The organism is Streptomyces sp. NBC_01351 (assembly GCF_036237315.1).
Taxonomy (GTDB): Bacteria; Actinomycetota; Actinomycetes; order Streptomycetales; family Streptomycetaceae; genus Streptomyces.
The window spans coordinates 212,580-233,437 of record NZ_CP108356.1 but is presented as its reverse complement, the minus strand read 5'-3'; the positions used below and the strand labels follow the sequence as shown (position 1 = coordinate 233,437).

Sequence of the window (20,858 nt, the reverse complement as noted above, 5' to 3'; positions counted from 1 at the left end):
GCGGAGGCGGCGCCGCTCAGAGGGTCTCGCCGGTACACGACTCGTGGACGCCGCAGGCATAGCAGGTGTACCGCATGCATCCGGTGCACAGTCCGATGTTCTCCAGGCGGTACCGGTTTCCGCAGGTGTCGCACGCGGCCCGGTCCCGCAGCATGGCCTCCCAGCCGTTGCTGCTCCCGATGGCGTCGTAGGAGGCGGCGACGAACTCTGCCCACGTGATGTCGTGGTCGGTCCAGTGCTTGAGGTGCCAGGAGTACACCGCGAAGAAGGCCCTGCCGGTCAGGAGGTGGTCGCGCCCACGTCCGTCGCGGATCCACAGCCGGACGAGCTCCCTGATCCGTTCCTCGAACGGCAGTCCACAGTCGAGGATCATGTGGTTTCTGTTCACCGCGGCATTATGCGGCCGAACCGCCTTGCGGGCAGACCATACGGCCACTGTGGCTCGGAGCCTTACCGCCTTCACCCCGGGCTACGCAGTCGACCCGTCCGCAGGAAGGCATTCGCGGAAGCATGACGTTCACCGCGGGGTGATGGTCGGTCAGTAAACGTACGGGCAGCGGCCCGCAGGCACGGTGCCTGCGGGCCGCCGCCGGTGGATCAGTGCGCGTTGTGCTCCGGCAGGTCGGCCTCGGCCGGGGTCGAGACCGCGGAGGACGGGACGTCATAGGCGGAGGAGAGGCCACGCGCGGTCGCCGCCGCGGGCTTCTTGCCGCAGAACGCCGCTTCGAGCGTCCCGCCCAGGGCCGTGTTCGCCTGCCCCCGATTCGAGGTGTTCGCCATGGCGGTCAGGCTGCGCTTGCCGTCGCGGGTGGTGAACGCGTAGGTGTAGAAGCCCTGCACCGTGCCCGTGTGCCCGTACACGGACGTGCCGCAGGAGAGGTCGTAACGGCGCAGGCCCAGACCGTAGAAGCGGGTGTTCGTCGTGTCGGTCGGGGTCATCGTCAGCATCGCGTCCAACTGCGCGGCCGGCAGGAGCCGACCGTTCACCAGCGCGGACATGAAGGTGCTGAGGTCGGCCGCGTTCGAGATCACCGCGCCGGCGGACTGCGCCCAGGACACCGTCTGCTCGGTGGAGTCGACCAGGGGTGCGCCGGCCTCGTCGGGGGTGAGGTAGCCCTGGATGTGCAGCCCCTTGATCTCCGTCCGGGGGTGCACGTACGAGGTGTTGCGCAGTCCGAGGCGCTTGATGATGCGGCGGTCGTACTCCTTGGCGACCGGGTGCCCGGTCGCCTTCTCGATGAGCATGCCGACGACGACAAAATTGGTGTTCGAGTACTTGTACGACACGCCGGGCTCGGTCGTGCGCGGCTCGCTGAGCGAGAGCTTGACCAGATCCTTGTAGCCGAACACCTTGTTGCGCACAGCCTCGAAGCCGGGCACGGTGTCGGCGAACATGGCGTTCGTGTAATCCGCCAGCCCGCTGCGGTGGTTCAGCAGGTGGCGCACGGTGATCCGGTCGTCGGGCAGCAGACCCGGCAGGTAGTGGTTGACCGAGGTGTCCAGCTCGATCTTCTTCTCGGCGACGAGCTGCAGCAGCACGACGGTCGAGAACGTCTTGGTGACGCTGCCGATCCGGAATCGGGCCTTGGTGTCCATGGCCTTACCGGTGGTCGTGTCGCGTACGCCCACCGTCTTGCTCTGCACGCCGTCAGGGCCGGTGAAACGGGCCATCGCGCCGGGCGCCCCGGCGGCGGTCGTGTTCGTCAACGCCTGGACCAGGGCCTCGAGGTCGGGTGCCGGCGGGGTCGGCGCCGAGGTCTGTGCGACACCGGAGGGCAGGGAGGGCGCAGCCTGGGCGGTGGTGGCCGGCCCCACCCCGGCCACCACGGCAAGCAGGGCGGCGCTGATGGCCAAACGTCGGTTGATGGGCAGGAGCACGTGTCTTCCTCGACTCACTCGATCCCGGACAGGAAGGGTCCGCAGCCGCCGAGTCACCAGAGAAGTTGGTTGGTTGGGCAGCCGGAACGATCAAGAGCTTAGACCGTGCCCCTGTGGCGACGCGGCCCATGAACGCGGCCAGGTCCTCCTGCACCCCCAGCAGCTTCTCTCTGACCTTGAGGGTGGTGGCCGAGCAGGTCCACGACGGTGTCGAGCCGGGGCACTTGGCACATGGTCGGTCGGGCTGGGTGAAGACCGTGCGGATCTCCGCGGACACCATCGGGAGCGAGGTAGCGGTATGTCCTTCGAGTTCCTTCCCGTCTGCGGGCCCTTCAGACGTAGGTCCACCGCGTCCGCGCCGATATCGCATGGCAACCTCGCCCCCGATGGGGCAGGGTGCGGTGCGATGAGCTACCACGACGAGACCTCCCGCACCCTTTCCTACGCCTCACACGACTGCCTTGAGGGCCTGCTGCAGCGGGGGCGCGGCCTGGGCGCGATACGGGCGCGCCAGGATCCACTCGAGGCCGCCGCATTCGTGTACGACGGGATCCGCCGGGACTGGAAGTGGGACTACCAGACCGACACCCGTTACCTCTACCAGGCACGGCTGATCCGGGACCTGGAGCTGTCGCCGACGCCGGTCGTAGACCAGCTGGCAGGGGACGAGGAGGAGTTCTCCCGGGCCGCCTACGTGCTGGAGCTGCTCGCCGTCGCCGGTTCGGAAGAGGCCCGGGAGGGGCTTCGGGCGTACGTCCGGGAGGGCGAGCACTGGGTTCGCGTACTGGAGTCGGTCTCGACCGGCTGGCCGGCCGAGTGGTGGGAGGACCTGGGCGACGTCGCGCGTGCCCGGATGGGCGCGGAGGAGGATCTTCCGTGGTCCTACGAGCCTTGGACCCGGTTCGGGATCGAGGTGCCGGGCAGCCGGTTTCCTCCGCGGCCGTCGCTGGACGGGCTGAGCGACGAGGAGCTGCTCGCTCTGCTGGCCGCCGACGGCACGGAGTTCAGCACGAAGGTCGACGCACTGCGCGCGCTGGCCGGCCGGGAGCCGGCCGCGGGGCTGATCCCGCTGGTGCCCACCCTCGGCACCGGGAACGGCGGCAGACCCCTGCCCTTCCTCCTAAGGGCGGTCGACCGCCTCGGAGCCCTCGCCGTGCCGGCGGCCCGCGGCTGGGCCACGGACGAGCGGGAATGGCTGGCCCGGCTGGGCGCGGATGTCCTGGCCGACCACCCCGGCCCCGAGGCACTACCGGGGCTCGTGGCCGAACTCGCCGACCAATGGGAGGCCCGCACCTGGTGCGGCCCCGACGAGACGGCGAAGCGACTGGCCCGCTTCGGACCCGCAGCCGCCGACGCCGTGCCCGTCCTGCGGGCCTACTGGCTGCACACCCCGCACTCGTACGAACGGGCCGACTACCTTCAAGCGCTCGCCGCAATCGACCCGACCGGGCTGGACGACGCGTACACCGAGTCGCTCTGGGACTGCGAGCACCGGACACGGCTGCTGGGCATTGCCTCGGCACCCCACCAACCGCAGACCATGGAACGGATCGCCGTGCTGCGCGACGACCCGATGGAGACCTCCGAAGTACGGGCCGCCGCCGGAGCACGGTTGGCCGCTACGACCAGCCCTGACTTTCGCTGACCAGACCCGGACGGGCAAGGCCGACCGCAGGGTGCCTCCAGTCCAGGGTGAGCCCGGCCGCCACGGCGCTGTTGTCCCTGCGCAGGTGGAGTGCGAAGCCTGGAGGCCGGGTAGTTGGCTGGCATCGATGCCGTCGATACAGCAGGGAGCCTGGCGCCGAGGCGGCCGCTGAGTATCTGGCCGAAGCGGCGGACAAGCCCGCACCGGGGCCGAGACGATATCGCCACCGGGCGGGGCCGACAGGGCCCGCCCGCTGCCGTTTGGTGTCGCCGCTGCCCAGTACGACAGGTCCCGCGCGCCGGTCCAGGCGGCCTCAGCCACCGCCCTGGAAGGCCCACAGCAGGAAGGCCACCGTGTAGAGCAGGAAAGTGGCCAGCTGCGCGCAGATCAGGGAGGCGAAGGCGCCGATCCCGCCGAGGACCAGGCCGAGGACCCGCGTGTTCCGGCGGTAGGACGACCACCAGGAGGCCGCCACCAGGGCCAGCGGAATGGCGTACGGCAGGGCTACCCATGCTGTGGCGTGGAAGAGCGGGGACGAGCGGTAGCCCCACGCACCGCCCAGTATCGCCACCACGGTGCACAGGGCCGGGGCCAGCCACCACGGCGAGGCCAGGGGCCGCGTGGCCGGAGGTGTCAGGGGTGGAGTCGCGTTCATGACCCCATTTCACCGCCCTACCCGCGCATCCACATGGGCGCACGTACTCAGACCGGCCGTTCCGCGTGCTTAGTGCCCGGCCGTGGCGCATTGCCTGCCGTACGCAGAGCTCCGAGTCTCAGGGGGTGCCGAGGACGCCGAGGACGAGGCGCCGGTGGGCGTCATGGAGGATGCGAACCCCGGCGGGGTTGAGGCCGGGTGGGGGAGGCTCCTGGCCGGCGTGGGGGCCGCCGGGCTTGGTTGGGTTGCTGCGGTTTCCTGTTCCGACCGCATTCCGGTTGGCCTCCCAGATACGCAAGAAGCTCACCGTCCAGGAGTCCGCCACAAACTCGCCGGGGCGTCTGCCACGGCAAGAAGGGCGCCATCCACCAGGCGTACCGGGAGGGGATGGAGGACCCCCTTACACCGACGCCGCCGTTGCCCGGCTCCGCGACGAGGCCATCGTCCGCTCTCCCCGATCAGGCATCCGGGCCGGGGCACCGCGGTGGTGTCCGACTCCGGCGGATCCGGGTCGCTTCGCCGTCCGTCCCGCGTCACGGAGCCGATCAGCATGGAGAGGGTGGAGGCCGCCACAAGGCTTGCCGTGATGACCAAAGCCTCCGCCAATCATGAAGAGGCCGCTGGCATCGTCCGGCCAGTCGTAGTAGGCGGCGGCCGTTCGACCTGTCGTGATGCCGCGCGCGGCGTCCGCGATACGACGCCGGGACAGGGCCCAGCACACCGGTGCCAGCAGGGCCGGCACCAACCCGATCACCTGCTTCGGCATACTGAAAGGCCTATGCCGTGTAGACGGCCAAGTGCGCTTCGCACCCAACAACTTGGGCGGCCGCGTAGGTGGGACAAGCCTCCACCGGAACGGATCCACTGCCTCTCTGCCCGCAACAGCATCGCAATCCACCGCGTCGAACAGCTCGGCTCCAGCTTCCTCTACCCGGGTGCCATCGACCAGGCACTGCGACGGTATGAAGCGTTCCTGGGGGCTCCAGGACGTAGACCCCTCTACCCGCAAGACGAAGAGTGCGGCTCGAAGCGGTCCTTGCGCACCTGCCACCTCGGGCCAGTGCTGAGCTAAGCCGCCGAGTGATGGCCCTGGATCGGGTGTTCCTCAGGCGCACTCTGCCTGATCCCTTTGCCGATCGACGGCCCTGGAACGGTGATGTGTGGTGGTACCACCGCCTGCATAAGCCTCGTGGGGGGTAGCGCCACCGCACACGGCGGTTGACGAGTTGAACCGGATCGACGCGGCGATCGAGCGGATGGTGGAGCAGGTCAAGGTTGAGGCCGAGGCTGCGGCCGCCGAGGGCGAGGAGGAGAAGAAGTGATGTGGGGTGCGTCGTAGCCGGCAGCTCCGTACTCCGGGGAATGAGGAAGAAACGATTGGTCACTCAGAGTGACGGCTAGTGTGATCTTGATTCGCGTCACGCACGCGTTCCTTCCTCTTCGAAAGGGTCATCCATGCGACTTCGTCACGCTGCCGCCTCCGTGGCGGCGGGTTCCCTCGCTCTGCTGCTCACCATGTCGGGCACGGCCAACGCCGCGACCGGCGAATTCTCGTACAAGTACCTCGGACCAACCGGCCAGCCACATGCGGTCACGCTGCATGACCCGGCAAGCCGCGAGTGCATCACGCTCCCCGAGGTCGCGGACCCGGACGCCTCCGAGCCCGCGTTCGCTCCGCACAACGACACCGACGAATCCGTCATGGTCTTCACCGAGCCCGACTGCACGGGCGACTCCTGGACCCTGCGGGCGCACGGCAGGCCCGCCACGGACCGTCTCAAGCTCCGTTCGGTGTTCTTCGCCGGGCGCTGAGTGGCTCGGGCCCGCAGGCCGGAGTGCTGCTACGCCGACTCCGGCCTGCGGCCCGGCAGATGCTGGGAATGTGCGGGCTGGTTGACAGGCGTCAGGGATTCTGCGCGGCGGTGAGCTTGTCGCGCTTGAGCTTTGACCTCGCGAGGTGATTCGTGCTCGCTGCGCGCTACCCATGCGGAGCAGGACGAGTGCCTCTGCCATGATGAGGCGCTGTATTCCTTCGCCCGCGAGGTGGTTTTTTGAAGAAGGTGGCACTGCGTCCTTACGCACTGTTGCCTCGGCAGTACGACGACCGGAAGGTCCTGGCTTCCACCGTGGATGCGTGGGGAAGGGTCTTGTGGTTGATCTGCCCCGATGCTGTTCGTCCGTCGAACCCGTACGGGAGTTCCCGGCCCAAGCCTCCGAGTCTGCCCTTCGATGCTCTTGTCGTCATCAATGACGCCGGAGCAGTGCAGGAGCGGACTTTGCGCGGCGTGTTGGTGGCCCCGCACAGGATTGACGCTTTGCCGAATGGCCGAATCGTCCTGGCGGGCAAGCGTTCCTTCGGGGACCGCAACGGTCAGATATTCGGTCGTGACGGCCGTTCCCGACGCTCCTTCGCCATGGGAGCCAACGTGGCGTTCATGATGGCGGACCGCCGCAACAGCCTCTGGACCGCCTACACGGACGAAGGGATCTACAGCGATCCCATCAGCTCCGCCGGCCTGGCCCGATGGGACAGCGGAGGCAACCACCAGTGGGAGTACTGGCCGCCCCAGGGCATCCACCACATCACAGACATCGAGGCCCTCAACGTCGCCGATGGAGCAGCTTGGGCCGTCTACTGGCCCACGTCCCCGCTTCTTGAAGCGCGTGCCAACGGGCAGCTCCGCGTGTGGCAACAGCCAGTGACCTCTCCACGCGGACTGGCGGTCCACAACGACCGCCTCCTCCTACTCGGCGGCCACCGGCGTGATTGCGCACGGCAGGACGGACCTGCCACCGCTCATTACTGCCACACGACCGACGGAGAAGCCGTCGTCGTCGAGGAAGCGGTACTCACGATGCCCAATGGAGACCCGCTCCGAAGCTACCCACACCCCATCGGCCGAGGCCCGAACCTCTATCTGCACGGCCGATCCACAAAGCAGTGGTACGTGCTGGGTCTCTAGTGAGGCCGGTGGCTGCCAGGTCTTCGTGATGTCGTTGCTCGATCGGATCTCCGGCATGGCTGCGGCGTAGGCCGCTTGGCCTTCCGGAGCTTCGCCGGGTACCGCATCTCAAACTCGGACACGAGCCGCGCCACCTACTGCGAAATGAGGTCCCCGGAGAGAGTCGGCCTTCGACCCAGCCGGCGTCGGGAGCAGGGGCTGGTAGTCGGCGCCGGCTGCTCGGGCTCGGTGAACCACGCGCTGCTCGGTCACCTGACGCTCGCTCTGGCACGCCGGCTCGATGCCCAATTCGACTTCGACGGCCCCTTGGGCGGCCGCCCCAGCACACAGGTGTCCGCCGGGTGCTGCCGCCATCGGTGCCAGCGAGGATGGCACGTGACCGTCGGTGCGGGAATCCAGGCAACGGGGTTCCAACTGTCGTGCCACGTCGCACCCCACCGTGCGAAGTGCGGGCGATGCCTGCGGAGGCCGGCACCATTGTGGCGGCGTCGTCAACGAAGAGCATGAACGTCCATACCCAATCTGCCGTCCTGATCGAGCCGACGCGGAGATGTTCGTCCCTTGTTGCTTCGAGGATGCCGACCGACTTACCGAGGCGGACGGTCACTTGCCCGTGTCTTCGCGCGACCCAGTCGCGGATCCGGTAGGTGTGGCAGAGTCGGTTTGCGGGGACCAGACTTCGAAGGCGCCTCCGGAGAGCATGGCCTCTCGCGCGGGGCTGGATGCCGGCGTCTGCTCGGTGAGCATCTTGAAAAAGAGGTCATCGCGTGTCACGCGCGAACCCTGCCGGGCCATCGCTGAACCCGCCAACACCGTAAGTCGTGCTTCGGTTGGCTTTTTGAGCGTTCTGGTCGGCTCGGGGCGGGCGGAGTGGTTCTGGTCGGGGTTTGTCAGGACGATGTGATGAAGCGGAGGGCGAGGCCGGAGGCTGTTGTCCAGTAGGTGACGCGGGCACCGTCGTCGAACTCCACCTGGCCGGGCAGGTCGATGTTGATCGGATCGCTCACCTTGCTGCCGGGGTTGGGGCCTTGGAGGCTGAGGGGGATGGTGTTCGTGTCGTACACGTCCATCCGGCCGCCGTTGGCGAGCAGGGCTGCGTACGCCTTCTCGCCCGGAGCGAGGGTGGCGGGCGCGTCCTTGCTGTCCTTGATCACGGCGATCGGTTCCCTGGCATAGGTGAACTTCAGGTAGGGGTAGTTGTAGACGTTGCACCTCTTGTTCCCGGTGTTAGTGACGGTGAGGAGCAGGTGCCTGGCGGACTTGCCCTCCTCGTCCTCCTTCGTGACGGAGAACGCGAGGTCCTCCGCAGCACACCCGGCAACGGTTGTGGGTGCAGTGGGGGAGGGTGCGGTGGGGGACGGTGCCGTGGGGGAGACGGCGGGCGGGGCCGGGCGCTGATGGGAATCCGGGCCGCCGAGGGCCGTGCTCAGGCCGAACACGACGGCTGCGGCGACTACGGCGGTGCCGCCCGCGAGTGCGGTCTGTCGGCGGCGCCGACGGGAGGTGGCCCGGCGGCGGACCTCCGCGCCCGTCGTCGGGGCGGGCCTGCCGGCGCTGTCGGCCAGTTCGCGCAGGGCGGAGGAGAGGTCATCAGCCACGGTCGTCCTCCTTCTTCTCGCCGCTCCCGCCCGCTACGCCGACCTCGCTGGCCGGCAGTAGTTTGGCAAGGGCAGCCCGGCCGCGCGAAAGGCGGGCCTTGACGGTACCGGTCGGGGCGCCGGTCTCGGAGGCTACCTGCTCCACGCTCAGGTCACACAGGTGGTGCAGCACGATCGCCAGGCGCTGGGGCTCCGGGAGCTGACGCAGCGCTGCGACAAGGGCGACGTGCTCGGGGTCGGGGCCCGGGTGGTGACCGGGCAGCGGGGTGCGGCGTACCAGCTCCAACCACCGCCGCGCCCGCCGCCAGTGGCTGACCGCGAGACGCATCGCGACCGTGCGAATCCAGGCTTCCGGGGCCTCGGTGGCAAGGAAGTCACGCCGCCGGTCCCAGGCACGTACGAAGGCCTCCTGAACGACGTCCTGGGCCTGGCCGTGGTCACCGGTGAAGGAGTACACCTGGCCGACGACCCGCGGGAACGCCGACGCGTAGAACGCGTCGAACTCGTCCTCCGTCATGCCGCCCCCATCGGTCCCAAAACTTTTTCGTTCTGCATGCAACCCGGTGACTTCTGGCATGCGTACAGGTCGTGTACATCGAAGCACACCACATAGGGGGCTCTGTTGACCAGGGGAAACAAGGTAACCAGCAAGGCGGCGGCCGTGGCCGCTCTCGGCGCGCTGCTGCTCGTGTCCACAGCATGCGAGCCGAGCGGGGCCGCTGGATCGGACCACTCCAAGCCCGCGGACCGGCCGAGCGCGACGAGCTCGCCGAAGGCGAGTGAGACGGCCTCGGCGTAGCCGGGCGGCGGAACGGGCAACACCGGCGGCGAGGCCAACACCGGCGGCAGCAACGCCGTTGCCGGGTGTGCTGCGGAGGACCTCGCGTTCTCCGTCACGAAGGAGGACGAGGAGGGCAAGTCCGCCAGGCACCTGCTCCTCACCGTCACTAACACCGGGAACAAGAGGTGCAACGTCTACAACTACCCCTACCTGAAGTTCACCTATGCCAGGGAACCGATCGCCGTGATCAAGGACAGCAAGGACGCGCCCGCCACCCTCGCTCCGGGCGAGAAGGCGTACGCAGCCCTGCTCGCCAACGGCGGCCGGATGGACGTGTACGACACGAACACCATCCCCCTCAGCCTCCAAGGCCCCAACCCCGGCAGCAAGGTGAGCGATCCGATCAACATCGACCTGCCCGGCCAGGTGGAGTTCGACGACGGTGCCCGCGTCACCTACTGGACAACAGCCTCCGGCCTCGCCCTCCGCTTCATCACATCGTCCTGACAAACCCCGACCAGAACTCAAGGGGTGTTCCGTGTAATCCCAGGTCAGGATGGCTGCGGCGTCGGCCACGTCCTCCTCGTGGCCGTCACACAGGGGTGGCAGCGGATCCAGGTCGCCAGTGCGGGGTTCACGGTCGAGAGCAGCGTGTAGAGAGGCCTCGTAGGTCCCTTGGACCGGCTGTAGCTCGATCCAGCGTGAGGGTGAGTCCGGCAGTGAGACTCACCCTCACGGCCCTTGGTTGTTCACTGCGCCTTGGTCAGCGCACATGATCAGACGCGGGACGTACCTACGTCCGCCGAATTGCCCAGGTGGGCTGCCCAGTTCGAGGCGGCGTTCTGCACACTGGCCGTGTCGTCGCCTAGCTTCGCCGCCCACAGGCCCTAAGGCCTGTCTGATAATTGATCTTGTGGCAGGTCGAGGTGAGTTGACGGAGGCGGCGTGTGAGTGGATAGAGCCCTTGTTGCCGCAGGTGGATGGGCGTGGTCGGCCGTGGCGTGATCACCGGCAGGTGGTCAATGGTGTGCTGTGGCGGATGCGGACCGGGGCTCCGTGGCGTGACCTGCCCGAGCGGTATGGGCCGTGGCAGACCGTCCATGAGCGGTTTGCCCCCTGGGAGGCGGACGGCGTACGTGGGCAAGGCTGTTGGAGCATGTGCAGGTCCGCGACGACACGGAGGGCCGGGTGGAGTGGACCGTCGCCGTCGACTCCACGATCAACCGTGCTCACCAGCACGCCGCCGGCGCACGTATAAGGGGGCTGCGGACGGGGACTGGAAGATCCGGTCGGCTCGCAGACGCGCCAGGCCCTCGGCCGGTCCCGAGGCGGGCTGACCACCAAGGTCCACCTTGCCGTCGACGGCCGGGACTGCCGCTGTCCATCGTGCTCACGCCCGGCAACGTCAACGACGCCACCGCATTCGGTCAGGTCCTCGACGGGATCCGCGTTCCGCGAGCCGACACCGGCCGCCCACGCACGAAACCGAAACCCGAGTCCTGGGCGACAAGGCCTACTCCAGCCGAGCGATCCGGCATCTGCTGCGACGTCGGGGCATCGCCGTCACGATCCCCACTCAGAAGACTAGGGGTCCTGCGCGAAGGGACTGCTCCCCGAACCCGGAGAGGTGCGGAGGAGCCTCTCCCGGATCACGGGTTCTCGTAGGCAATCCATCCAGCACGGCCGATAAGGTTCGTCGCCGCCATCCGCACGTTCGGGTTCTCGTCCTGCAGGAGCTCGCGAGCTGCTGCCCCGTAGGTGCTCTCGTCGTCGGTGACTTGGAGCAGGTGGACCAATGCTCGGCGTCGAACCCAGTGGTCCGGGTCCCTGAGTGCCGATGCCAGCACCTGGGCAGCAGCACCCCTGTCGAGCTCGGCCAGGGTCCGTGCCGCGTCCATCTTCACTCGCCGGTCGGGGTCCTCGGCCAGGGCATGGACCAGCACATCCCGGGCGCGATCAGTAAGAGGCTGCCGCCCGCCCAGGCTGTAGGCGGCAGCCTGCCGTTCGCAGGCGGAACCGGAGTCGGCCAGGGTGTCGACGAGTTCCTCGTAGCCGCCGAGCCGTTGGTGGCGGAAGTCGGGGACGAGCGCGCCCTCCGGCAGTGTGTCGAGCCAGCTCTCGTACCAGGTGAGGAAGTCTGGCTGGGGATGGAAGGTCGGAGGAGTGGCCAGGTCTCCGAGGTCGGTGTCGAGGAGCCGGCCCCGGGCGGGTCCCGAGATGACCAGCAGCGTCACCTCCAGGCAGCCGCGATCGACGACGGTGAGGGTGCCGGCGTACGGGTGGTTGTTCTGCACGTCGCGCAGTCGCGCCCAGTCCGTGGCGAGGGAGTCGGTCGGCTCCAGCGCGAAGACGCTACCGAGTCGGTCGGTGGGGGCTGGGATGTCCTGGACGTACCAACGCGTAAGAGGAAGCAGTCCGTAGTGGGGTCCGATGCCCCCGTTGCCGATCTCGCGCAGGAACGTGCGGTAACTGCGGGGGAGACGGACGCCATGTCGTGCTTCGTAGGCAGCCACACGTTCTTCGCTGAGCGGGGTACCCAAGCGTCGACCGCCTGGAGCCCGTACGAAGGTCCGCGGGCGCGGGACGGGTTCTGTGCAGGCAGCGGCCAGTTTGGTTCGGATGCGGGCGACGGTGTCGTCCATGCTGCTTCTTCCAAGGGGCGGCCTCACCCTGTGGGAGGCCGCGTTCGCCGACATCCTAGACGGCGGAGATCCCCAAGCAGGATCCGAGATCCGACCACGACCGTGCCCGGCAGCGAGAGATCGGGACGTGGTGGCGACGGCTGCCCGTCGGCCGTCAGGCTCTGCCGGTCCTCGCCCACCTGCGGTGCGGGGATACCTACGCGCGGCTGGCCGCCGGGTTCGGCATCGGCGTCGCGACCGCGTACCGATACATATGTGCGGTGATCGACGTTGGGTGATCAGGGGCTTGCTCAGCCCACTGAGGCCTGGGCCTGCTCGGTGGCGGTTCGCTCGATGACAGGGAGGAGTTCGTCTGCCCAGACGGACGCGGTATGGGGATACTCACGAGAAGCGCACCGTTGCCTCACCCCATGACTGCCGACCCGCTGTTCGTCGGCCTGTTTGGTGTGAGCCGACGGCCGCGCCTCAAAAAGAGGGGGGATTGAGTGTGGAAGACAGCTTGCGTGATCTCCTGGTCAACCTTGCGGCAGCCGCCATCGCCTTTGCCGCGGGTGCGTCCCGGCGGAGGGTCTTTTTCAACCTCAGGACAAGGGTGCTGAGGGGTTTCTGGAAGCCGATCCTGAACGGGGGCTTCTGGGTCGCCGTGGGCAGCTTCGTGGAGGACGAGTACTACCGGAGGGAACGGGCGGGATTCGCCGGGCTCGGAGACATCGAGGCCTACCTGAAGCTCAAGAGCCAGCTCCACCGCAGCGGCTTCCGCGACTTCGACCTGGGACCCGGCCATCAGGTCTCGGCCGAACAGCGCAAGTCGAACCTGATCCTCATAGGCGGCCCGCACTCCAACCCCCTGACGGCTCAGGTGATGGGGAGCCTGACCACCACGCTCCGGTTCGGTGAGGCGAGCAGGCCCGAAGGGAAGGACAGCGCCATCTACGACAGCCGACTGAACACGGTCACGGACTGCCGGGTGGATGCGGGCGAAAGACTCCAGTCCGATCAGGGGCTCATCATCCGGTGCGCCAACCCCTTCGCCCCGGAGAAGACGGTGCTGATCCTGGCGGGTTCCTGGGGCTACGGCACCACCGCCGCGGCGCACCTGATCGAGAGTGGCGACTTCCTCAATAACCCGATCGTCAGGTCGAAGGACCCCTTCGAGGCCTTCTTCAGCTGCCGGATCGTGGACGGCGTGATCGGGGAGATCACGCTCGACAGTGTGCGTAGGCTCACACGGTAGCCGTCCGGCGCCATCAGAACAGCGCCGGCAGCCTGGCAAAAGAGCGAGTGAAAGGTGCCCCGTAACGGCGGGGCGCAAGTGAGATGTCTCATGCCGTCAGTGTGCTCGCGACCAATGACAACGCCCGCGGCGGCCCGGCAGCGCCCATCTGGACCTGCCCCGGCCGCTCGCCGAAGGCCCGGCCGACGCCGGGGCAGCGAAAGGGTTGGTGTGCGGGGCCGACGGAACCGGGTAACGTCTTTGTCATGTTCTTCCAGACGCCGATTTACGAGTGAGAGCGTGATGGGCCCCCGCTGACGTCCTTCGACGTCGCCGCCCGTCCCCCACCGATGAATCCGTAGAGCACTTCACATCATTACCGGGAGAACCCGTGACCGACAGCAAGAACATCAACAACCCCGTGGGCCAGGGCGGCGGCCAGCGCAAGAAGCTGTCCCGCGCCGAACGACAGAACAACGGTCCGCACCGCAACCTCGACCGCCAGGGCGCAGCCGACCGGAAGGCGGAGCTGGTGCGCAAGATGCGCGAGAAGGCAGGCGCAGCCGAGGGCGCCGGGCAGGCGGGCGACGACACCGCACAGAGCTGACGCACCGCCGCCGCAGGGCGGCACCGCACGGGGCAGGGCCCGGACCGCGACGTGCGGTCCGGGCCCTGCTGCCGTACCGGGGCCCTGCCGGCGCACCGGGCGCGGCCGGTCCGGCTCAGCTCTCGGCCGCCCCCCCCCGCACGTCTCAGCCAGCCACCCCGGGGCAGCGGCAGAGTGCGGAGCCGGATGCCGGGTGCGATGGTCCAGCCGCGCGTTGCGAGCAGGGGTCGCACCTCGTCGATGGCGCGCGTGTTCGTGGAGCGGTCGACATCGAAGCGGCAGGCCAGCACGTCGTGAGTGGCACCATTGCACCAGACCGGCCTGTGCTTCTCACCCGCAGCCACATCCGCACCCGCACCTGCGGCCCGGCGCCGCGGCCGTGATGCCAGTGAGGCCTGATGCCGTTCGTGCCACAACGGTCCGACCTCGGCGACGAGTTCGGCTTTCGCTACGGGTGTCAGTCCCGCGGACGGTCCCGCGCTTTGCAGTTCGACGCGTACGGGGCCGCGGGCGGGTTGGGGGACGCCAGGGGCGGGTGCGGCGTGGCGGGCTATCTGGAGACCATGACGCAGCGGTCCTGAGCGGGTGGCGCCAACCTGGTGCGGGCAGCGTTCCAGGCGTCGCGCTTCTCGGCCCGGTCGGCGACGGACGGAGCCGACCGGATTTGAACCGGCGTCCTCGCGATTTTGGAGACCGCGCGCGTCGACCTCTGCGCTACGGCTCCGCCCGTGCACGGCATCCTAAGTCGGCCGGATGCCTTTCCCTCCACTCAAGCTCGAAATGTGCGCGGGCGACGGAGAGTTCCTCGGTGAAGGCGGCGTAGGCTCGGACACTGCCGCGGATCGGACACCAGCGGCGAGGGAGACCGCGGTCACCGCCTCCACCTCTCCGTCGTGACAACCCGCGCGTTTTCGACGGCGCGGGAGAACACCGGCGTTGACACGGTCGCCGCGACGCGGGCGATGATGTGCATCTACGGTGACACCGGCGGGTGCGCCCGGCCCGGGCTGGTGACGGCCCGGGGGGCTCGCGCCGCCGCGCCAACCTGGCGGACTGCCGGGTTCAGGTTCCGGTGAACGGGCCCGGCCCACCAGACTCGGGTCCGCCCCCTTCTGCTCGCCTATTCTCCGAGGTGACCATGCCCCCGCTGACCCTGCCTTCCGTCCGGCTTCCGGGAGGCCTCCCAGACGGCCTTGCTGTCCGGGGCCCGGGCAAGACCGGCGAAGAACTCGGTCGGTTCGCCCACACCACGACCCGCCTGCTCCTCGGCAGCGACGGCCTGACCACCCCCCTGCTGGAGGCATGGGTCGGCTCAGCGGTCTCGGTCCGCCGGATGAGCCACCGGCTCGTCCCTGCCTGCGACGCCCCCGAGGGGACGGCAGCCCTCCTGGAGGCTGCGGTCGACGAAATCCTGCTGGAACGGCACTCCGTACTGGCATCGGCGAGCGGGGTGGAGCTCTCCCGGAACGTAGTGGTGGCCAGGCCCGGGCTGTCTGCGGCTGCCGAACGGTGCCTCACCGACGGCTCGGCGACGATCGGCCGGATGCTCCAGGCAGCCGGAACCGGTCACAAGCGCACGATCGTCGAGGTCGGCCTGGACACCTGGGGAGGCGAGCCCGCGGCGTACAAGACCTACCTGCTGTGGCACGGCGAGCAACCGCTGGCCACCATCACCGAGCTGTTCAACCCCGAGGTCGTCCCCGCCGCCCTGCGGGGCACCCTGGCTGTGGCGGGCCGCTCGTGACCGCGCCCCGACGCCACGTCCAGGTGGCCATCGTCGGCGCCGGGCCCGCCGGACTGGTCCTGGCCCATGTACTGCACCGGGCCGGTGTCTCGGTCGAGGTCCGGGAACGGTCCAGCCGGGTCGAGGTGGAGCAGCAGGCCCGAGCGGGCCTGATCGAGCACCGGGTGGTGGAGTACCTGCGTGACCACGGGCTCGCCGACCGCCTGCTGGCCGAGGGCGGCCGGCACGAATGGTGCGAGTTCATGTGTCTCGATGAGCGGATCCACATTCCGTACGGGGACCTGTCCGGAGGCGCCGGACACTGGGTGTACCCGCAGCAGTTCCTGGTGCGCGACCTGATCGCCTCGTTCGAAGAGGCCGGTGGCATAGTGCGGTTCGACTGCCCTGTCCTGGATGTGGACACCTCGGGTCACCGTCCGCGCGTTCGTTGTGAGGGCGATGTCCTGGAAGCCGATCACGTCGTGGGCTGCGATGGTCCGCGCAGTACGGTCGCGCGTTCGTTCCCCGCGGACATGGACGGAGCCGTCGAACGACGCTACCCCTACGACTGGCTGACGGTGCTCGCCGAGGTGGACCGTCCCGTGGACGGCATCCGGTACGCCCTCCACGAGGCGGGCTTCGCAGGGATGATGCCCCGTACGTCCCGGCTGGCACGCTTCTACCTCCAGGTCCCGCCGGACGCGGAGCTCGCGGACTGGCCCGAGTCGCGAATCCGAGAGCAGCTGTCGCTGCGCCTGCGGCTGCGACCGGAAACAGGGGACCCCCGCCTGGGCAGCCTGACCGAGGTCGGCATGCTGCGGCTGCGGGGCCGGGTTCGGGACCATGTGCACGCCGGCCGGCTGCTGCTTGCCGGAGACGCGGCGCACGTGCTGACACCTTCAGGAGCGAAGGGGCTCAACCTGGCAGTGGCCGACGTCGCCGACCTTGCGGACAGTCTGCTGCGCTACCACCTCCACGGCGACGAGGACACCTTGGCCGGCTACGAACGTCGTCGCCATCAGGACGCCTGGGCAACGCAGGAGTTCTCCGACCGGCTGCTGGAACTGCTGCACCTTCCGCCAGGCAACGAGGCGGAGTCCGCCTTCGGCCTCCGACTGCGCCGGGAACGTCTCACCCGCCTGTCCACTCCGGGCCCGGAGGCGGAGATGTTCGCCCATACCTATGGCGGCGCGGGCCGCCTCGCGGACGGCCTGGCCGGGGGCCAGGCCACAGCGGACGCTCCGGAGACGATCTCTAGCCGAGCAGGCGGCGGCGCCACTCCAGGGGGGTGACGGTGATGGCCTGTCCGGGATCACGATTCCAGTCGGTCTGAAGGCCGACTGATTCCAGGGCCTTCGCGACCTCGTGGCCGATGGCTGCGGTGGTCTCGGACGAGCCGTCGAAACCGCCGTAGAAGAGCGTCAGTCCGTGGCCGGCCGCGGCGGAGTCCGTGCACTGGGAGTGGAAATAGACGAAGCCGCGGGCGTCGGTCCCGGCTTCGTCGCCGATCTCGGCCTGGCCGCAGCTGCGACAGCAGGTGAAGTTCTCACGGGCGGCGATACCGGCTTCCTGCAGCGCGGTGAACGCGCGGGTGAGTCGCTCCGGGTCGGTCTCGCCCTGCCATTCGGCCTGCTCCGCGACGCGCGCCAGCCACATCCGGTCGGCCAGCGCCGCGGCCTGTTCGCGCGATACGGGCCGACGGTCCGCGGTGACCAGGTAGTCCTCGGCGAGCTCCGCCAGTTCGGCGCGGTCGGCGTAGCCGCCCACCAGCACCTCGCGGACGCGCTCCTCCAACTCCTCGCGCTCGTCTTCGTTCAGGTCGAGCGGGAGCACCTCACCTGTGGGGCCCGTATCCAGCGGAGACCAGGTCAGACCAGTGCTCCAACCGGCCCCCTGCCGGGCCCAGCCGGTCATCGCCTCAATCACGGCCTCGGAACCGTCGACCGTCACCTGGAAGTGCCGATCCGGGGCACCATCGCGGTGCTCCAGGGTGTAGTCCCCGCCGGCCTCGTGCCATACCTGGGCGAACACGTCGGGCCGGTCGGGGATTGGATGCATCACCAGAAACCGGTCGCCATCACCGCCGATGCGCCGGACAAGCGCAGCCAACTCCTCGGCGGACACACGAAGGTGCCGCTCCCCGGTCTCCGTCTTCACCATGATCTCGAGCATGCGCGGACTCTGTCACCCCCCCGCTGACAGCAGACCTTCGCGAACGTGCGGGTGGCGTTTCCGGCATAGCGTTCACTGCGATTTCATTGCAACAGTCCCGGTTGGGTTGTTGCGTTACCGTGTGATCACTGCAACGAATCAACGGGCTTCACCTGCGCATATTAGGTGTGAACGCAAGAATCGCATTGCCGATCTCACGAATGCAACGTAGCGTTTCTCTCATTGGAAACGGAACGCTGATGGCCTCGCGGGCTGAGGGTGTTGCGAGTTGCTGGCCGAGTGAGTTCAAAGGGGTGGGTCATGAAGACACCAGCGCAGAGCCGGCAGGAGGCTGCACCCGGTACCTTCGCGTCCCTCGCGCGCTTCGTGCTCTGCGGTGGGGGAGTGGGGCTCGCCTCCAGCTTCGCCGTGATGGCCCTCGCCTCCTGCATGCCTTGGGCGTTGGCCAACGCCCTGATCGCCGTGGCTTCCACGCTCCTCGCCACCGAGCTGCACGCCCGCTTCACGTTCGGTGCGGGCCGGTGTGCGACCTGGCGCCAGCACACACAGTCGGCCGGGTCCGCGGCAGCCGCGTACGCGGTGACCTGCGCGGCGATGCTGGTCCTGCAGCAGTTGGTCACGGCTCCCACGGCGCTGCTCGAACAGGTCGTCTACCTGTCCGCCTCCGCCCTCGCCGGTGTCGCCCGGTTTACGGTGCTGCGCCTCGTGGTCTTCGCACGCAACTGCTCGCAGGAGGTCCCTGCCGCCGCCCCCACCACCTGTGCGGTCCATGCGCGAGTGGCCCGCCCTGCGGCACCGGCCGACCCGGCGGAGCTCTGCCACGCAGCCTGACCTTTCGCGCCGGTGCCGCCGTCAGGCCGCGGAGGGCGGGGCTGCGCGGACGAAAGGCGTGTCCGTGAAGGCCTCGCGAGGCTGTCGTACTCGCGTGCGAAAGTGTGCCGAGCGCCCCCCGACTCGACGAACGAGGAGAACCCATGGCATCCGCACTGGAGGGACTGCAGGAGTTGCTTGGCGAGCCGGAGTGTTGGGGCTGGGCGCGGCCACGCCTGTGGGAGGCGGCCGAGGGGCACCTCGGTACCGCCCTCCCGGCCGACTACAAGGCGTTCCTCGATCTGTACGGCCCGGGCGGGTTCGACGGGTTCCTTTGGATCGAAAGGCCCATGGACGACACAGAGGAGGAGTTCGAGCGGGTATGGCCGATGTCCGGGCGGAGCGATCACCGTGACGATCCCGACCTCTACCCGTTCCCCTTCCACCCCGAGCCCGGCGGGCTGATCCTCTGGGGTGCCGAAGAGGACGGCCACGCCTTCTACTACTTCCTCCCCGACGGGCCCGACCCCGCCGACTGGCGGATCGTGATCGAAACGGACGAGGCCGAATGGCTTGAGGCGCCTGGGCCCTTCACCGAATTCCTCCTGGGCCTCGCCGACAACACCTACCGCCCCGCCCACCTGCACCGCTATCGCCCCGGCCCGACCGTCCGATACCACCAGGAACCCGCCTCTGCGGGACTCTGAATCGTTCGGTGCAACTCCCGATCACGGCGGATGCACCGGTGACCAGTGAGAACGTGACTGAGGCCAAGACAGTCGAGCCGTCTCAGCCGCAGCCGCCGCAGGTGGCGGTGAGCGGCTGGTCGACGAGCTGGTGTCATGTGCGGGGCGTGTTTGAGATGTCGATCAACGCAGCCCAGGTCTTGATCGACATTTCGAGCACCGCATAACGTCAGGATGGTGGAAACAGCGCACCGGCCCGCCGCCCGAGTCATCTGTCTGGACGTTGCCCATCGCCTGCTACTCCTGCACTGGCGTGATCCGCTCGACGGGACGTGGCTCTGGGAGCCACCCGGCGGCGGTATCGAGCCGGGCGAGACGCCGCTGGTGGCGGCGCGACGAGAACTGGCCGAGGAAACCGGACTCGACCCGGCTACGGTGCTTGATCGGTCTGTGCCAGTCGACCGTGATGTTCAGTGGAACGGCAAGCGGTACATCGGGACGGAGCACTTCTTCGTCGCGCGGTTCGCCGACGAGCAACCATCGCTCGTACGGACCGGCCTGCTTCCCGATGAGCAGGTCAATCTGGACACGTACGTCTGGATCGAATGGTCGGATTTGAGCTCGCTGCCAGACCCGGTTGAGCCACCACAGTTGCTGGCCGTGCTCGGGGCCCTGGTGCCAGACGGTCCGTGGCGTGATCGGGATCGTGCATGACGGGCGGCCACAGTGCCTGCCGTATGAGGGTGAGTTGGACGGTCGACTCGTAGCGGACAGCGAGCTTGTCGTACGTGGTCGCGACGCCTCGTGCCTGCTTCAGAAGGCCGATCCGGCACCGCCCGGTCGGCAAGTACATGTTCCGGCCGGGTGAGGGGGCGTCCACCGGCGATCCGGGGGACACGGATTCGGGTCCATCACCTGCTCGGAGACGGGTGCGTCGCCCCGCTGGCCGGCGGTGATGGCGGCTGCGGGGGGTTTCCCCGGGATCGGACCAGATCAGAGGCTGCCTGCGGCCCCGCGCGCGCCATCCGGCGCCCCAAACTCCGTGATACGCAGGGACTGTGAAGGACCGTCACGTTGCTGTTTCACAAGCCCTGCACGGCTTCCTCGATTAAACCTGGATCATTGACGTGACGGTGATGATCCCTTTTATGGGGAGCTTATCTCCTACCAGGAAGCACAAGCGTGAAGAAACGTACTACCTTCATATGCGCGGCAATTGGTGCGGCGGCTACCCTTGCGAGGACTGCGACGAATACCCGTTCCGTTCCACGCTCCAGGGCGCTGCAAGCCAGGCCTGGGACTTCTCCGTGTACCCCGTCGACCTCAGCCGGAACCGGTCTGGCGGAAACACGCTGATGAACTACGTGCGCAACCACCGCATCCTCGCTTGGGACGACACCCTCCCGTACCCGAACGACAGCAACGACCGGTACTACGCGCAGATCGTGGACTTCTAGCCCACAGGACTGTCACACCCGGAACGTA

21 protein-coding genes, 1 tRNA gene and 3 pseudogenes are annotated in these 20,858 nt (G+C 68.4%); 16 read left to right on the top strand and 9 right to left on the bottom strand.

Annotated features, from left to right (window positions below):
* Positions 1 to 16: 16 nt before the first annotated feature.
* Both OG625_RS01230 and OG625_RS01225 read right to left on the bottom strand, forming a co-directional pair.
* Entirely contained in the window at positions 17 to 388 is a 372-nt protein-coding gene (locus tag OG625_RS01230; RefSeq protein WP_329376042.1) for a hypothetical protein, read from the bottom strand.
* Between the two features lie 209 nt (positions 389 to 597).
* Complete coding sequence (locus tag OG625_RS01225; RefSeq protein WP_329376040.1) at positions 598 to 1,878, bottom strand: serine hydrolase domain-containing protein; 1,281 nt, start codon at positions 1,876 to 1,878, stop codon at positions 598 to 600.
* A gap of 406 nt (positions 1,879 to 2,284) precedes the next feature.
* Between OG625_RS01225 and OG625_RS01220 the strand changes: the two genes are divergently transcribed.
* Entirely contained in the window at positions 2,285 to 3,523 is a 1,239-nt protein-coding gene (locus OG625_RS01220; protein ID WP_329376038.1) for a hypothetical protein, read from the top strand.
* Between the two features lie 313 nt (positions 3,524 to 3,836).
* Here the strand turns inward: OG625_RS01220 and OG625_RS01215 are convergent, their stop codons facing one another.
* Positions 3,837 to 4,178 carry a hypothetical protein gene (locus tag OG625_RS01215; RefSeq protein ID WP_329376036.1) on the bottom strand — a complete coding sequence of 114 codons (342 nt, stop codon included), beginning with the start codon at positions 4,176 to 4,178 and terminating at the stop codon, positions 3,837 to 3,839.
* A gap of 1,455 nt (positions 4,179 to 5,633) precedes the next feature.
* Between OG625_RS01215 and OG625_RS01210 the strand changes: the two genes are divergently transcribed.
* The 3 genes from OG625_RS01210 (at position 5,634) to OG625_RS41355 (ending at position 7,648) form a co-directional block, all read left to right on the top strand.
* Positions 5,634 to 5,990, top strand: a complete 357-nt coding sequence (locus tag OG625_RS01210; RefSeq protein WP_329376034.1) for a hypothetical protein — start codon at positions 5,634 to 5,636, stop codon at positions 5,988 to 5,990.
* A 248-nt stretch (positions 5,991 to 6,238) separates the two neighbouring features.
* Complete coding sequence (locus tag OG625_RS01205; RefSeq protein ID WP_329390366.1) at positions 6,239 to 7,141, top strand: hypothetical protein; 903 nt, start codon at positions 6,239 to 6,241, stop codon at positions 7,139 to 7,141.
* 144 nt (positions 7,142 to 7,285) lie between these two features.
* Entirely contained in the window at positions 7,286 to 7,648 is a 363-nt protein-coding gene (locus tag OG625_RS41355; RefSeq protein WP_443067855.1) for a DUF6368 family protein, read from the top strand.
* Positions 7,649 to 8,031: 383 nt separating this feature from the next.
* Here the strand turns inward: OG625_RS41355 and OG625_RS01200 are convergent, their stop codons facing one another.
* Genes OG625_RS01200 through OG625_RS01190 form a run of 3 tightly spaced genes read right to left on the bottom strand, consistent with a single transcriptional unit; the run spans position 8,032 to position 9,636 of the window.
* Positions 8,032 to 8,739: a DUF4232 domain-containing protein gene (locus OG625_RS01200; protein WP_329376032.1), complete on the bottom strand. Its 708-nt coding sequence runs from the start codon at positions 8,737 to 8,739 to the stop codon at positions 8,032 to 8,034.
* Positions 8,732 to 9,256 carry a SigE family RNA polymerase sigma factor gene (locus OG625_RS01195; protein ID WP_329376030.1) on the bottom strand — a complete coding sequence of 175 codons (525 nt, stop codon included), beginning with the start codon at positions 9,254 to 9,256 and terminating at the stop codon, positions 8,732 to 8,734. The genes OG625_RS01200 and OG625_RS01195 overlap by 8 nt, the downstream gene beginning before the upstream one ends.
* Positions 9,253 to 9,636: a hypothetical protein gene (locus tag OG625_RS01190; RefSeq protein WP_329376028.1), complete on the bottom strand. Its 384-nt coding sequence runs from the start codon at positions 9,634 to 9,636 to the stop codon at positions 9,253 to 9,255. The genes OG625_RS01195 and OG625_RS01190 overlap by 4 nt, the downstream gene beginning before the upstream one ends.
* Positions 9,637 to 9,664: 28 nt before the next feature.
* Here OG625_RS01190 and OG625_RS01185 point away from each other — a divergent pair.
* Together OG625_RS01185 and OG625_RS01180 are read left to right on the top strand one after the other, a co-directional pair.
* Positions 9,665 to 10,027 (top strand): annotated as a pseudogene (locus tag OG625_RS01185) (DUF4232 domain-containing protein); the annotation flags it as partial.
* A 406-nt stretch (positions 10,028 to 10,433) separates the two neighbouring features.
* Positions 10,434 to 11,094, top strand: a pseudogene (locus OG625_RS01180) (IS5 family transposase); the annotation flags it as partial.
* 75 nt (positions 11,095 to 11,169) lie between these two features.
* Here OG625_RS01180 and OG625_RS01175 read toward each other — a convergent pair.
* On the bottom strand, positions 11,170 to 12,162 hold the full coding sequence (locus OG625_RS01175; protein WP_329376026.1) for a HEAT repeat domain-containing protein: 993 nt from the start codon (positions 12,160 to 12,162) through the stop codon (positions 11,170 to 11,172).
* Between the two features lie 68 nt (positions 12,163 to 12,230).
* On the opposite strand from OG625_RS01175, the pseudogene OG625_RS01170 reads away from it, so the two are divergent.
* The 3 genes and pseudogenes from OG625_RS01170 to OG625_RS01160 form a co-directional block, all read left to right on the top strand.
* Positions 12,231 to 12,434: pseudogene (locus OG625_RS01170) on the top strand (helix-turn-helix domain-containing protein); the annotation flags it as partial.
* Between the two features lie 320 nt (positions 12,435 to 12,754).
* Positions 12,755 to 13,396: a hypothetical protein gene (locus tag OG625_RS01165; protein WP_329376024.1), complete on the top strand. Its 642-nt coding sequence runs from the start codon at positions 12,755 to 12,757 to the stop codon at positions 13,394 to 13,396.
* 370 nt (positions 13,397 to 13,766) lie between these two features.
* Positions 13,767 to 13,982, top strand: a complete 216-nt coding sequence (locus OG625_RS01160) for a DUF6243 family protein (RefSeq protein ID WP_329376022.1) — start codon at positions 13,767 to 13,769, stop codon at positions 13,980 to 13,982.
* A 649-nt stretch (positions 13,983 to 14,631) separates the two neighbouring features.
* Here OG625_RS01160 and OG625_RS01155 read toward each other — a convergent pair.
* Positions 14,632 to 14,706, bottom strand: a tRNA-Trp gene (locus tag OG625_RS01155).
* Positions 14,707 to 15,120: 414 nt separating this feature from the next.
* Between OG625_RS01155 and OG625_RS01150 the strand changes: the two genes are divergently transcribed.
* Together OG625_RS01150 and OG625_RS01145 are read left to right on the top strand one after the other, a co-directional pair.
* The gene (locus OG625_RS01150) at positions 15,121 to 15,726 is read left to right on the top strand and encodes a hypothetical protein (RefSeq protein WP_329376020.1); all 606 of its coding nucleotides are present in this window, start codon (positions 15,121 to 15,123) and stop codon (positions 15,724 to 15,726) included.
* On the top strand, positions 15,723 to 16,997 hold the full coding sequence (locus OG625_RS01145; RefSeq protein ID WP_329376018.1) for an FAD-dependent monooxygenase: 1,275 nt from the start codon (positions 15,723 to 15,725) through the stop codon (positions 16,995 to 16,997). The genes OG625_RS01150 and OG625_RS01145 overlap by 4 nt, the downstream gene beginning before the upstream one ends.
* Here the strand turns inward: OG625_RS01145 and OG625_RS01140 are convergent.
* Entirely contained in the window at positions 16,960 to 17,877 is a 918-nt protein-coding gene (locus OG625_RS01140) for a DUF6891 domain-containing protein (RefSeq protein ID WP_329376016.1), read from the bottom strand. The two genes, OG625_RS01145 and OG625_RS01140, sit on opposite strands and share 38 nt — an antisense overlap.
* Before the next feature lie 300 nt (positions 17,878 to 18,177).
* Here OG625_RS01140 and OG625_RS01135 point away from each other — a divergent pair, with 300 nt between their 5' ends.
* From OG625_RS01135 to OG625_RS01110, 5 genes are all read left to right on the top strand, one after another.
* On the top strand, positions 18,178 to 18,708 hold the full coding sequence (locus OG625_RS01135) for a hypothetical protein (RefSeq protein ID WP_329376015.1): 531 nt from the start codon (positions 18,178 to 18,180) through the stop codon (positions 18,706 to 18,708).
* Between the two features lie 143 nt (positions 18,709 to 18,851).
* The gene (locus OG625_RS01130; protein WP_329376013.1) at positions 18,852 to 19,394 is read left to right on the top strand and encodes an SMI1/KNR4 family protein; all 543 of its coding nucleotides are present in this window, start codon (positions 18,852 to 18,854) and stop codon (positions 19,392 to 19,394) included.
* 38 nt (positions 19,395 to 19,432) lie between these two features.
* A complete protein-coding gene (locus OG625_RS01125; RefSeq protein ID WP_329376011.1) occupies positions 19,433 to 19,600 on the top strand; it encodes a hypothetical protein in 168 nt (55 codons plus the stop codon).
* Between the two features lie 7 nt (positions 19,601 to 19,607).
* Positions 19,608 to 20,087: an NUDIX hydrolase gene (locus OG625_RS01120; RefSeq protein WP_329376009.1), complete on the top strand. Its 480-nt coding sequence runs from the start codon at positions 19,608 to 19,610 to the stop codon at positions 20,085 to 20,087.
* A gap of 491 nt (positions 20,088 to 20,578) precedes the next feature.
* Positions 20,579 to 20,830 (top strand): NucA/NucB deoxyribonuclease domain-containing protein, encoded by a 252-nt coding sequence (locus OG625_RS01110; protein WP_329376007.1) that lies wholly within the window; start codon positions 20,579 to 20,581, stop codon positions 20,828 to 20,830.
* Positions 20,831 to 20,858 lie beyond the last annotated feature (28 nt).

Coding starts and splice junctions, on each gene's coding strand:
- OG625_RS01220 (WP_329376038.1), top strand. CDS start 2,285: ATGAGCTACCACGACGAGACCTCCCGCACCCTTTCCTACGCCTCACAC.
- OG625_RS01215 (WP_329376036.1), bottom strand. CDS start 4,178: ATGAACGCGACTCCACCCCTGACACCTCCGGCCACGCGGCCCCTGGCC.
- OG625_RS01210 (WP_329376034.1), top strand. CDS start 5,634: ATGCGACTTCGTCACGCTGCCGCCTCCGTGGCGGCGGGTTCCCTCGCT.
- OG625_RS41355 (WP_443067855.1), top strand. CDS start 7,286: ATGAGGTCCCCGGAGAGAGTCGGCCTTCGACCCAGCCGGCGTCGGGAG.
- OG625_RS01195 (WP_329376030.1), bottom strand. CDS start 9,256: ATGACGGAGGACGAGTTCGACGCGTTCTACGCGTCGGCGTTCCCGCGG.
- OG625_RS01175 (WP_329376026.1), bottom strand. CDS start 12,162: ATGGACGACACCGTCGCCCGCATCCGAACCAAACTGGCCGCTGCCTGC.
- OG625_RS01150 (WP_329376020.1), top strand. CDS start 15,121: ATGCCCCCGCTGACCCTGCCTTCCGTCCGGCTTCCGGGAGGCCTCCCA.
- OG625_RS01140 (WP_329376016.1), bottom strand. CDS start 17,877: ATGCTCGAGATCATGGTGAAGACGGAGACCGGGGAGCGGCACCTTCGT.
- OG625_RS01135 (WP_329376015.1), top strand. CDS start 18,178: ATGAAGACACCAGCGCAGAGCCGGCAGGAGGCTGCACCCGGTACCTTC.
- OG625_RS01130 (WP_329376013.1), top strand. CDS start 18,852: ATGGCATCCGCACTGGAGGGACTGCAGGAGTTGCTTGGCGAGCCGGAG.
- OG625_RS01120 (WP_329376009.1), top strand. CDS start 19,608: ATGGTGGAAACAGCGCACCGGCCCGCCGCCCGAGTCATCTGTCTGGAC.
- OG625_RS01110 (WP_329376007.1), top strand. CDS start 20,579: ATGCGCGGCAATTGGTGCGGCGGCTACCCTTGCGAGGACTGCGACGAA.